This window comes from Asanoa hainanensis (assembly GCF_900188485.1).
Classification (GTDB): domain Bacteria; phylum Actinomycetota; class Actinomycetes; order Mycobacteriales; family Micromonosporaceae; genus Asanoa; species Asanoa hainanensis.
This window is the reverse complement of the sequence record NZ_FZPH01000010.1, coordinates 169,768-180,659: the sequence shown is the minus strand read 5'-3', so window position 1 is coordinate 180,659 and position 10,892 is coordinate 169,768. Positions and strand designations below refer to the sequence as shown.

At 69.6% G+C, this 10,892-nt stretch carries 12 protein-coding genes, 1 tRNA gene and 3 pseudogenes; 7 read left to right on the top strand and 9 right to left on the bottom strand.

Translation table 11 applies throughout. The features are described 5' to 3' along the window. The first annotated feature begins 191 nt into the window (after positions 1-191). On the top strand, positions 192-488 hold the full coding sequence (locus tag CHC05_RS23965) for a hypothetical protein (protein ID WP_144022736.1): 297 nt from the start codon (positions 192-194) through the stop codon (positions 486-488). Between the two features lie 111 nt (positions 489-599). Here CHC05_RS23965 and CHC05_RS42655 read toward each other — a convergent pair. Continuing rightward, a pseudogene (locus tag CHC05_RS42655) lies at positions 600-803 on the bottom strand (hypothetical protein); the annotation flags it as partial. 122 nt (positions 804-925) lie between these two features. Between CHC05_RS42655 and CHC05_RS23955 the strand changes: the two are divergent. Then, complete coding sequence (locus CHC05_RS23955) at positions 926-1,138, top strand: NUDIX hydrolase (RefSeq protein ID WP_089252556.1); 213 nt, start codon at positions 926-928, stop codon at positions 1,136-1,138. Here the strand turns inward: CHC05_RS23955 and CHC05_RS23950 are convergent. Together CHC05_RS23950 and CHC05_RS23945 are read right to left on the bottom strand one after the other, a co-directional pair. After that, entirely contained in the window at positions 1,102-2,163 is a 1,062-nt protein-coding gene (locus CHC05_RS23950; protein WP_089252554.1) for a Gfo/Idh/MocA family protein, read from the bottom strand. The two genes, CHC05_RS23955 and CHC05_RS23950, sit on opposite strands and share 37 nt — an antisense overlap. Further along, positions 2,160-3,008 carry a DegT/DnrJ/EryC1/StrS family aminotransferase gene (locus CHC05_RS23945; protein ID WP_089252552.1) on the bottom strand — a complete coding sequence of 283 codons (849 nt, stop codon included), beginning with the start codon at positions 3,006-3,008 and terminating at the stop codon, positions 2,160-2,162. The genes CHC05_RS23950 and CHC05_RS23945 overlap by 4 nt, the downstream gene beginning before the upstream one ends. Between CHC05_RS23945 and CHC05_RS23940 the strand changes: the two are divergent. Next, positions 2,983-3,306 (top strand): annotated as a pseudogene (locus tag CHC05_RS23940) (tyrosine-type recombinase/integrase); the annotation flags it as partial. The gene CHC05_RS23945 and the pseudogene CHC05_RS23940 sit on opposite strands and share 26 nt — an antisense overlap. A 151-nt stretch (positions 3,307-3,457) precedes the next feature. Here the strand turns inward: CHC05_RS23940 and CHC05_RS23935 are convergent. Further along, positions 3,458-3,531 (bottom strand) — tRNA-Thr (locus CHC05_RS23935). Positions 3,532-3,701: 170 nt separating this feature from the next. On the opposite strand from CHC05_RS23935, the gene CHC05_RS23930 reads away from it, so the two are divergent. Further along, the gene (locus CHC05_RS23930) at positions 3,702-5,399 is read left to right on the top strand and encodes a metallophosphoesterase family protein (protein WP_245871195.1); all 1,698 of its coding nucleotides are present in this window, start codon (positions 3,702-3,704) and stop codon (positions 5,397-5,399) included. Positions 5,400-5,420: 21 nt separating this feature from the next. On the opposite strand, the gene CHC05_RS23925 is transcribed toward CHC05_RS23930, so the two are convergent. Continuing rightward, the gene (locus CHC05_RS23925) at positions 5,421-6,260 is read right to left on the bottom strand and encodes a PSP1 domain-containing protein (protein ID WP_089252548.1); all 840 of its coding nucleotides are present in this window, start codon (positions 6,258-6,260) and stop codon (positions 5,421-5,423) included. 374 nt (positions 6,261-6,634) lie between these two features. On the opposite strand from CHC05_RS23925, the gene CHC05_RS23920 reads away from it, so the two are divergent. Then, complete coding sequence (locus CHC05_RS23920; protein ID WP_089252546.1) at positions 6,635-6,925, top strand: SCO4225 family membrane protein; 291 nt, start codon at positions 6,635-6,637, stop codon at positions 6,923-6,925. Here the strand turns inward: CHC05_RS23920 and CHC05_RS23915 are convergent. Continuing rightward, positions 6,922-7,602, bottom strand: a complete 681-nt coding sequence (locus CHC05_RS23915; RefSeq protein ID WP_245871182.1) for a helix-turn-helix transcriptional regulator — start codon at positions 7,600-7,602, stop codon at positions 6,922-6,924. The two genes, CHC05_RS23920 and CHC05_RS23915, sit on opposite strands and share 4 nt — an antisense overlap. 98 nt (positions 7,603-7,700) lie before the next feature. Here CHC05_RS23915 and folE point away from each other — a divergent pair, with 98 nt between their 5' ends. Together folE and CHC05_RS23905 are read left to right on the top strand one after the other, a co-directional pair. Beyond that, the gene (folE, locus tag CHC05_RS23910) at positions 7,701-8,327 is read left to right on the top strand and encodes a GTP cyclohydrolase I FolE (protein WP_425426835.1); all 627 of its coding nucleotides are present in this window, start codon (positions 7,701-7,703) and stop codon (positions 8,325-8,327) included. A 23-nt stretch (positions 8,328-8,350) separates the two neighbouring features. Continuing rightward, positions 8,351-9,586 (top strand): NAD(P)/FAD-dependent oxidoreductase, encoded by a 1,236-nt coding sequence (locus CHC05_RS23905; protein ID WP_089252542.1) that lies wholly within the window; start codon positions 8,351-8,353, stop codon positions 9,584-9,586. On the opposite strand, the gene CHC05_RS23900 is transcribed toward CHC05_RS23905, so the two are convergent. From CHC05_RS23900 to CHC05_RS23890, 3 genes and pseudogenes are all read right to left on the bottom strand, one after another. Next, positions 9,567-10,202 (bottom strand): hypothetical protein, encoded by a 636-nt coding sequence (locus CHC05_RS23900; protein ID WP_089252540.1) that lies wholly within the window; start codon positions 10,200-10,202, stop codon positions 9,567-9,569. The genes CHC05_RS23905 and CHC05_RS23900 overlap by 20 nt on opposite strands. Continuing rightward, on the bottom strand, positions 10,199-10,504 hold the full coding sequence (locus CHC05_RS23895) for a hypothetical protein (protein ID WP_089252538.1): 306 nt from the start codon (positions 10,502-10,504) through the stop codon (positions 10,199-10,201). Before CHC05_RS23895 ends, CHC05_RS23900 begins: the two co-directional genes overlap by 4 nt. Further along, positions 10,501-10,828, bottom strand: a pseudogene (locus tag CHC05_RS23890) (YbaB/EbfC family nucleoid-associated protein). The gene CHC05_RS23895 and the pseudogene CHC05_RS23890 overlap by 4 nt, the downstream one beginning before the upstream one ends. Positions 10,829-10,892 lie beyond the last annotated feature (64 nt).

Sequence of the window (10,892 nt, the reverse complement as noted above, 5' to 3'; positions counted from 1 at the left end):
GGATGCAGCGGAAATCCGGCGTCGCGCTTGCCGCTTTCAGCAGATGCAGTCGGCCGGTGTTGAGGGAGCGTCACTCAATCTGGTGACTTCCACGCTACGGGGAATTTAGGAGACACCGAGATCGCTTCGGTCTGCTGGACCCCCAGTCGTAGGCGGCGCAAACCGAAGGCGAGTACAGCACGATGCCCGACTTGCACGAGACCTCCCTGAAGGACTTCTTGACCGTTGACGGCGAGCGCCGTGAGTCGGAACGAATCAACGGCGTGCCCGCGTCGTATTCGGCGTGGCCGCGCGATCTGCTCGTGCGGTGGCGCAGCGCGCTGGCGCAGCTGCGCCTCACCCGGTCGGTGGCGCGGCAGCAGGGCAAGCAGCCGCCGTCCCTGACCGCTGAGCTGTCGTGGGTCGACGACCGCTGGTTCGAGCTCACGGTCGACAGCGACTCCGCGACCGCCTTCTACCTGCTGACGCCGGAGCCTGCGATCCGTTAATGATCGCCGCGACCAACCGACGTCGGCCAAGACCTGCACACGGACGGGGCGATCGGCAGACCGTCGAATCTGACCCCCGCTGCCCTTACCGAGGGGATTTCCGGGGTGTCCCTATGGGCTGTGCTCAAGCGGCGAGGGTGAGCTCTTCTGCTGGTTTGTGGTGTGGTAGGGCGTTGCGGTGCGGAGCATGCCGTGCAAGACGTCAACACGGCGGCGGGCGATTCAGATGAGGGCGGCGTTGTGTTTCTTGCCATCGGATCTCTTGCGGTCGTAGTAGACCCGGCTCAGCGGGTCGGACAGGGACGCGAACCCCGATCCGCGGCTCGATCCAGACCGCTGCACCGTGCCCGGCTCTTCATAGTTAGCTCTTACCGTGGGCAGACGATGCCCGACGACCCCTCGCGCTCCCGCCGAGCGCGCCGTGGGATGGCGGGCTGATGTTCCTGTTCGACGGTGGTGTGTTGAGCGCGGAGCGGATCGCCGCGATCCGGTTGTGCGCGGATGAGTTGGATCGGTTCGAGTTCGTCGATCCGTCCCGGCTGGGTGACGTGTTGATTCCCCGGCTCGCTCGCCGGGCCGCCGCGGGTCTCGCGGCCATCGATCACGGTGGCGTCTATCTGGAGGACGGGTCCGTGGTAGCCAATGCGTAGTCGCTCGCCAGGCGCGGCCGAGGTATCCGAGGTTGCTCAGGCGCAGCGGTGCCGCCGGTGGTTGCCGAGGTGAGGACCGCTTCGGCGGCGGCGATCGTCGCGGCGGCTTGCCAGAGGGTCACGATGGGTGCGTCTTTGCCGAGTATGGCGTCGCGGAACGCTTCGTGCTCGCCGAGCAGCGGTTCCCGTTTGGGGATGGCGTATCTAGTGATGTCGCCCTCGGTGACCCCGCGGAACACCTCGGCGGCGGCCCATTCGGTCTTAGCGGAACCGTTGGCGTAGAAGGTGAGGTCGCCGTGGACGGTGTCGGCGGCGAGGCAGCCGTTGGCGCCGGTGGCGGTCGTGACGCGTTCTTTTAGTGGTGACAGCCAGTTGACGAGGTGGCTGGTGACGGTGCCGTCGCTGAGTTCGCCGAGGATGACGACGAGGTCTTCGGCGATTCGACCGCTGCGGGCGACGGTGCGGGCGGCGAGGGAGACCAGCGGCATGCCCGTGACCCAGGTGGTGACGTCCAGGTCGTGGGTGGCGAGGTCGAACACGACGCCGACGTCTCGGACCCGTGGTGGGTAGGGGCCTTGCCGCCGCGTGCTGATTTGGTAAAGCGTGCCGAGCGCACCATCCGCAAGACGCGCGCGTAGGGCTCGAAGCGCTGGGTTGTACCGCTCGGTGTGGCCGACGGCGGCGATGAGGCCGGCAGCGTCGAATGCTACGGCGAGGGCTCGTGCGGTGGCCAGGTCCGGCGCGAGTGGCTTTTCGATTAGTGCGGGGATGCCCGCCGCAGCGAGGGCGAAGCCGATTTGGGCGTGGTCGGCGGTGGGAACGGCGACCACGCAGTAGTCGAGTCGGTGTGCAAGGAGCTGCTCGACATTGGCGACGACCGGAATGTTCGCGGCGGCGTGGTGAGGGTCTCCGCTGGAATCGGCAGCGGCGACGAGTTGCACGCCCGGGAGCTGGCTGAGGATGCGGGCGTGGTGGCGGCCCATCATGCCCAGGCCGATGAGTCCCGCTCGCAATGGGGTGTTCATCGGTTGACCGCGGCCACGATTCGGGCCAGGTCAAGGGCGGTGAGGTGGGGATGGACCGGCAGGGATAGCACCTCGGCGGTGGCCTGTTCGGTGTGCGGCAATGTGGCGGGCACGTTGTAGGCAGGGCTGTGGTGCACCGGCGCCGGATAGTGGATGTCGGTTCCGATGCCCTGGTCAGCGAGGTGCTGGCGAAGAGCGTCGCGGTCGGGGTGGCGGATGACGTACTGGTGGTAGACGTGCACGGCGCCCGGGCGCAGCGGCGGGGTGATCACGCCGCAGAGCTGATCGTTGAGGAAGGCAGCGTTGGCCTGGCGGCAGGCGTTGCGCCGGGGCAGGGCGGCGAGTTGGACGCGGCCGATGGCGGCGGACACGTCGGTCGTGCGGGCGTGGTAGCCGACGATCTCGTATTCGTAGCGGCCGTTCATGCCCTGGTTGCGCAGGAGGCGGAGCCGGTGTGCCACGTGGTTGTCGGCTGTGACGATCATGCCGCCTTCGATGGTGTGCATGTTCTTGGTCGGGTAGAAGCTGAACGCGGCGGCGTGGCCGAAGGTGCCTACCGGCGTGCTGTCGAGCGCGGCACCGATGGCCTGCGCGGCGTCCTCGACGACGACAAGGCCGCGCAGTTCTGCCAGGGCGGTGAGGCGTTGCATGTCGGCTGGTTGGCCGAACAGGTGGACGGGCATGATCGCGGCGGTGCGGGGGGTGATCGCGGCTGCGGCGGCGTCCGGGTCGAGGGTGAAGGTTTCTGGGGTGATGTCGGCGAAGACCGGGGTGGCTCCTGCGTGGACGACGGCGTGGGCGGTGGCACCGAAGGTGAATGCGATCTTCGCCTCGCGGCGAGGCACGTGGCTATCGCCGCAAAACGTCCGCCGCCAGTGGCGTCAGGCGCGCGCTGACACAGGCCTCGAATGGGTCACTCCACACACCTTCCGCAAGACCGTCGCCACCCTGATCGACAGTGAGGCCGATGCCGACAGCGCCGCCGCCCAACTCGGGCACGCAAACAAGGAGATAACCAAGAAGCACTACATCGTCAAGCCCGCCCTCGCACCAGACAGTTCCCAGATACTCGAGCGACTCGGCGCGGACCAGCCGACTGACGCCCCAGACCGCCGAGACCGGGGGAAACGGCAAGCGGCGTAGTCCCGGGACAAACCGTCCGCACCCGCCGACCGGCGATCCCGAATCTGATCGCCGCCATGAGTTTTCGGGGGGTTTCCGGGGGGCGATTCAGAACTACATAGATACACATGAGGCCCTGGCTAGCATCGCTGCTGGTCAGGGCCTTTTCCTGAGCCGCCTGACGGAATCGAACCGTCGACCTACGCATTACGAGTGCGTCGCTCTGACCGACTGAGCTAAGGCGGCGTGCCGGCTAGCGGCCCGCCAAGCATACGGCACCGTTACCGGTGTCACGCCACCGGTCAGACTCCCGATCGACGGCTGTCCGTGCCGGCCCAGTCGCCGATAGGCTCCCGCACGTGACGGATGATGCCACCGTGTCGCCCCCCGTCGAGCGCATTCCGCAGGCCGAGGCCATGGCCACCCGGCGACCCCGCCCGCGCACCATGGATCCGATCGAGCTCGGCTTCCAGCCGCGCCGGCCGGTGCCGTGGCTCGGGCCGTTGCTGTTGCTGAGCACCGGGGTGCGCACGCTGCTGGCCATCCTGTTCGGCGCGTACCTCGACAAGCGCGAGCTGCAGAACTCGCTGCCCGGCGACGTCATCCAGGAACCCGGCACCGACGGCGAGCTGTGGCTCGACTACGTCGCCGACCTGGGCGACGGGTTCAACTCCACATACTCGGTCGCCTATCTGCTGGCGCAGCCCGAGCTGGAGCTGGGCGGCCAGACCCTGCCCCGCGGCCAGGTGCTGGTGATGGGCGGCGACCAGGTCTACCCGACGGCCAGCGCGCCGGACTACGAAGATCGCTGCAAAGGCCCGTACACGGCGGCTCTGCCCTGCCCGCCCGCTTCCGCGCCACAGCCGACGCTCTACGCGGTGCCCGGCAACCACGACTGGTACGACGGTTTGACCGCGTTCCTGCGGCTGTTCGCCCGGCAGCGGGACGCCTCGCTCGGTGGCTGGCGCACCAAGCAGTCCCGTTCGTACTTCGCGGTGAAGCTGCCGGCCGACTGGTGGCTGCTGGCGCTCGACGAGCAGTTCGGCGCGTACGTCGACGACCCGCAGCTCAACTACTTCGAGGCGGCGGCCCGCGAGTTCGGCCCGGACGACAAGATCATTCTGGCGGTGCCGGAGCCGTCGTGGGTCAAGGCGGCACTGGAGAAGAGCCCCGAGGCGTACGACGCGGTCGACTACTTCATCCGCACGATCATCGCGCCGACCGGCGCCCGGGTGCGGCTGATGCTCTCCGGCGACCTGCACCACTACGCCCGCTACAGCGGCGTCGACCGGGAGCTGGTCACGTGCGGCGGCGGAGGCGCGTACCTCTATCCCACCCACGAGCTGCCCGACGAGATCACCGTGCCGCCGCCGGACACGCTGTCGCGCCGGTCGAGCCAGTCACGGCCGTACCACTTGACCGCCACTTATCCGGACAAACCGACGTCGCGCCGCCTGGGTTGGGGCGTGTTCGGCCGGCTGCCGAGCCGCAACGCGGGCTTCGCGACGCTGATCGGCGGGCTGCAGACACTGCTGATGCTGTCGATGGCGGGCATCGCCACCCAGCAGCGCAACGAGACGGGCTTGCGGCTGTTCAGCATCCCGCTGGTCACGATGCTGGTGATCACGCTGCTCGGCGCGGCCTTCTTCGCCAAGCCACCCACCGCCGTAGGCAAACGCTCCCTGCGCCACTGGTTCCTGGGCGGCGGCCACGGCCTGGCCCAGATCGGCCTGGCCGCCCTCGGCACCTGGCTCTGGCTGATGACCCCGTTCCCGGACTGGCCGTGGCCGTTCTCGCTACTGATCGCGATCGCGGTCTACGGCCCACTGGCCGGCCTGGTCGGCTCGCAGTTGGTCGCCCTCTACCTTCTGGTCGCGGGCCACTTCGGGGTCAACATCAACGAGTTGTACGCGGGCCAGGGCATCGACGACGTCAAGAGCTTCCTGCGCCTGCACATAGCGGCGGACGGCGCACTGACCGTCTACCCGGTAGCGGTGGACCGCATCTGCCGCGAGTGGCGCCCGAACCCAACAGCCCCGGACGAACGCCCATGGCTAGAACCGGCCCAATCCCTGATCTACCGCGCGGCCGACGAGCCCTTCGTCCTGAGGTAAGCAAGGGCCCTTGTTAACGGGCTAGCTCGGCGCGTATTGCTCGTCGTGGGCCTTTCGTGGGCCGCAGACGCTCGCGCGGCTGCATGAGCAGCGGGAGCCGTCCGCGTCCAGGCGGACTACGACCGAGTCGCGCGGGACGCTGTGGGCTACTACCCGGCCATCGCCTTCCGGGGTGGTTACGCGTGAGCCGACGGCGGGTGCGCTCGACTGGAAGCTTTGGTACAGCGGGTGCTCATATTTCAGACAACACATGAGACGTCCGCATGCGCCCGAAATGCGTAGCGGGTTCAGGGGTAGGTCCTGGTCCTTGGCCATTCGGATCGTGACCGGCTCGAAGTCGGTGAGGAACGTGGCGCAGCACAGGTCGCGGCCGCACGAGCCGATGCCGCCTTGCACTCTTGCCGAGTCGCGGGCCGACAGTTGGCGCAGTTCTACCCTGCAGTGCAGCGTCGCGCCGAGGTCGCGGACCAGCGAGCGGAAGTCGACGCGGTGCGGCGCGGTGAAGTAGATCGTCGTGCGGGCGCTCGCCCCGGACGCGTCGAGCACGTGGTCGACTGCGACGACCTTCATCGGCAGGCTGTGCTCGCGGATCAGCTTCTTGGCCGCCGCCTTGGCCTCGGCCTTGCGTTTGCGTTGGGTCTCGTCGCGCGCGAGGTCCGCGTCGGTCGCCAGGCCGGCCAGCTTCGGGAAGCCCGACGTGTCGTCGTCGACCCACTGCGCCGCCCAGACACACTCCGCCACCTCGGGCCCGTCCTCGGTCGGGACGAGCACCCGGTCGCCGACCACGGGGGTCAGGTCGACGGGATCAAGGTAGTAGAGGCGGCCGTAACGGTTGAAACTGACCGCGCACAGCATGCCCATAGCCGTCACCTTACGTCGGCCGGTGTGGCGTACACGACCATGCGACTTTTGGACGAATTGCATTGTCCGTACGAATGGGACACCCGCCACCACCGCAACCCCGCCGAACCGCCCTCGTTGGCCGGTGTGCGATCAGGCTTCGGGGGTCGGCACACTCGGGTCGTGCCGTCCCCCGATTCGTATCGATGTCGGTCACCGGACGGTTGAAACCACCGCCGATCGCGGGACAAGCCTGACCGGTTCGCGTTGAGTGAAAGCACCAAGCCTGCGGGGGGTGCAGGAAAGAGGCCACGGCGTCGCAGCCGGAGCGGATGCTCCCGAGCGCGACGCCGTTGCCATTCCCGAACGTTGCTCACGCCGGGCACAATGCATCGATGACCGACGCTCCCGCGCGCTCACATGCCCGGTCCTGGCTCCGCTTCCCGATCGACAACTGGCCGAGCCGGATCTACCTGCTGCTGGTCGCCACCGCGGTGGCGTACTTCCTGATCGACCGCGCGGTGACCCGCCCCGACGCCTCCTTCGCGGCGATCTACATGCTGATCCTGACGGCGCCGGTCTCGCTGCTGGCCACGATCCCGTTCGTCGGGGTCGCCATCGGCGCCCCGCTAAACGCCACCATCATCGGCGCGCTCGCGCACCTGGCCCGAGCCCGAAGAAGTTAAGGGGCACGCAGCTCGACGCAGCACTGCCCCGGCCGAGGCGCCAGAACCGCCTCGACCCCCGTCGCCTCCAGACCGGAGAGAAATCCGCACAGGTACGCGTGGTTGATCCCGCACACCAACTCCGTCGAGCGCTCGACGAGCTGATGAAACGGGCAGTTGAGCAGCCGCACCGCGGTCGGGGCGGCGCGGTCCGGCTCGAAGCCCGCGCGCTCCAGCATCGCCTCGCTCAGCGTCAGCGAACGTTCGGGGCCGAGCCGACCGGGACGGACCCGGGCGCGTTCGGCGGCACCGAGCGACTCACCGCGTTCGTGGGCGGTGCGCAGCGCCGCGGCTCGGGACTGCTCGCCGGGCCGCTGCGCGAGCACGGCGTCGAGCAGAATCTCGGCGATCAGGTCGGGTCGGCGCTCAGGGATGCTGACCCGGATGTCGACGTCGGTGAGCTCGTAGACCTTCGGCTTGCGGCCGACTCTTCGGACGCCGGCCAGGCCGTCGTGGCTCGCCCGCAACAGGCCGGCCGCGACGAGCTTGTCGAGGTGGAAGGCCGCCAGCTTGGTCGAGATGCCGGCGTCGGCGGCCGCCTCCTCGCGCGTGACGGGCCGGCGCACGCGGCGGATGAAGCCGAACATCCTCCGGCGCTGCTCGTCGGCCAGCACCGCGAGGTCCTCGATGGGCGTCACCCGTACACCATAACGCAAAAACTGATTGGTATAACTCTTTCGCTTGACCGCCTTCGTTGATTACGCCAATACTTATTGGCGAAACTGAGGAGGAAGCCGTGTCGATCGAGCGCGCCACCCACCGGACCGGACGGACACCCGCTCCACTGCGCGTGGTGCACGAGTCCGACGGCATCGACCTCGACGCCGCCGAACAGGCCGCCGGCCAGTTCCTGCGCGCCCTCGGGGTCCGCACCGACACCGAGAGCATGCGACGTACGCCCAGGCGGATGGCCCACGCCTACGCCGAGCTGTTCAGCCCTCGGCCGTTCGACCTGACCACGTTCCCGAACGACGAGGGCTACGACGAACTCGTCCTGGCTCGCTCGATCCCCGTGCGGTCGGTCTGCAAGCACCACCTGCTGCCGTTCGTCGGCACGGCGCACGTCGGCTACCTGCCGGGTCAGCGGATTCTCGGACTGTCCAAACTGGCCCGGGTCGTCGAGCACTTCGCCTGCCGGCCGCAGGTGCAGGAACGCCTGACCAAGCAGGTCGCCGACTGGCTGCGGACCCAGCTCGACCCGAAGGGCGTCGGCGTGGTCATCGAAGCCGAGCACACGTGCATGACCCTGCGCGGCGTCCGCGCCGACGGCTCGTCGACCATCACCTCCACCCTGCTCGGCCTGCTCCGCGACGACGCCCGCTCGCGCAGCGAGTTTCTCGCCCTCACCGGGGTCGTCCGCTGACCTCAAGCGCCGGAAGGACCGTCATGACCAACGCACATGTGATCGTCGGAGCTGGGTTGGGCGGGGCGAAGGCCGCACAGACCCTGCGCGAAGAGGGGTTCACCGGGCCGGTCGTGCTGATCGGCGACGAGCATGAGCGGCCCTACGAACGGCCGCCGCTGTCCAAGGGCTATCTGCTGGGCAAGGACGAACGCGAGAAGATCTACGTCCACACACCGCACTGGTACGCCGAGCACGACGTCGACCTACGCCTCGGCACCCGGGTGACCGCGGTCGACCCCGCCGCCCACCAGGTGACCATGGCCGACGGCAGCGTTCTCGCGTACGCCAAGCTGCTGTTGACCACCGGCTCCACGCCCCGCCCGCTCGCGGTGCCGGGCGCCGAGCTGGCCGGGGTGCACTACCTGCGCCAGGCCCACGAGAGCGACCGCCTCAAAGACGCCTTCCAGCCTGGCGCCCGGATCGTGGTGATCGGCGCGGGGCGGATCGGCCTGGAGACGGCCGCCGCCGCGGTGTCCGCGGGCGCGCGGGTCACGGTGTTGGAGGCCGCCGAACTGCCGCTGCTGCGGGTACTCGGCCGCGAGGTGGCCCGGATCTTCGCGGACCTGCACCGCGCACGAGGGGTCGACCTGCGCACGAGCGCGCGGATCGCCGAGCTCACCGGCAACGCCCGCACGGTCGACGCCGTGCTGCTGGCAGACGGCACCCGGATCCCGGCCGACGCGGTGGTCGTAGGTGTCGGCATCAGCCCCAACACCGACCTGGCCACCGTGGCGGGCCTGGCCGTCGACAACGGGATCGTGACCGACGAACATCTGCGTGCGTCCGCGGTGGACGTCTACGCCGCCGGCGACGTAGCCAACGCGTACCACCCGTTCCTGGGTCGGCACATCCGTGTCGAGCACTGGGCCAATGCCCTCAACCGGCCGCAGGCCGCCGCCCGGGCGATGCTCGGCCAGGAGGTTTCCTACGACCGGTTGCCGTACTTCTACACCGACCAGTACGACCTGGGCATGGAGTACACGGGCTACGTCGAGCCGGACGGCTACGACCAGGTGGTGTTCCGCGGCGACCGGGCGTCAGGCGAGTTCGTCGCCTTCTGGCTGGCCGGTGGGCGGGTCCTGGCCGGCATGAACGTCAACGTCTGGGACGTCACCGAGCCGATCCAGAAGCTGATCCGCTCGCGCGAGATCGTCGACCCGGCCCGGCTGGCCGACCCGCTGGCCCCACTCGAGTCGCTCAGTAACTCAGCCGGGTGATGCGTTCGTAGTTCGCCGGGGGCAACGCCGAGACCGGCCCCGATCTGAGACCGCGGCCCGGGTGCGAGATCGTCTCGGCGTCGACGCCGGCCGAGTCGAGTGCGGTCAGCACCCGCGTGGCGATGGTTACCGCCGCCCGGGCGGCATCGTTGGCGCCGAGCACGACCGCGACCGCCTCGCCCGAGGTGAGCACCTCGGCCAGGACGGCGGCCAGTCTCGCCCGGGTGCGCACCACCCAGTCGGCCGCTTCGTCGGCCAGCCGGGCGGTCGCCGCAAGGTGGTCGGTGGCGGCGGTCAGGTCGGCCGCCAGCCGCGCGGCGTGCGCCTCGAAGGCGTCCCCCGCCGGGCCTTCCCAGGCCACCGGCGCACTCACCGCCGCCCGAGCCTCGTCGTAGGTCGTCGTCCGCGCCCGCACCGCCGCGCCGGCCGCGGTGATCGGCTCGGCCCGCAGCGTCGAGGTCAGCGCCGCCGTGGCCTCTCCAGGCAGTGCCCGCACCCGCCGCAACAGCGGCCAGATCGGGTCGTCATCAGCCGCACCGAACCGGGTCAAGAGATCGTCGACCCGCGCCAGCAGGTGCCCGGCCGGACGAGCGAGGTGGTCGAGCGCGTCGCTCATGGCTCACCGGCCAGGGTCGTGCGGCGGGCGGCGTCGTCCTCGACGCCCGCGTAGCCGCTGCTGGCGGCGCGGAGCGTCGTCGCCGTCTCGGTCAACCGGGCCGCGAGCATCGCCGCCGTGTCGGCCCCGGCGGACAGCTCGGCCGACCAGCGCCCGTGCAGCTCGCGACCGAGCTCACCCAGCCGCCCCGGCAGGTCAGCGCCGAAGGCGCGTGGGCCCGGGTCGAAGGCCGCGGGAGAGCCGCCAAGATGGACGGCGAGCGCGTCGAGCCGGGCGGCGGCGGGGCCGAGTGGTGACGTCACAGCTCCCCCATCGCCGGGTAGTCGCCGAAGGTCTCGGCGCGTAGTTTGTCGCGGGCCCAGCGGGCCCGCGTCGGCCGCCGCCGCGATCGTGCTGGTCAGCGACACCGAGATGTCGCGGTTGCCAAGGCCCTGCAGGTTGCCCACCACGCGCACCGCCGTCACCTCCCCCGCCGCGGTCACCACCACCTCGACCAGGCCGTCGGGCGAGCGGACCGTCACCTCGGTCGCCCGCACCGCCTGGTCGAACTCGGCACGCAGGGACTCGATGCGGCGGTAGCGCGTGATCGCCTCTTCGACCCAGGCTTCGTCGATCTCTCGCGGCATTCGGCTCCCTCACCGACGGTGTCGCGACCACCACCACACGTCGTCCAGGCATCGAACCGTACCG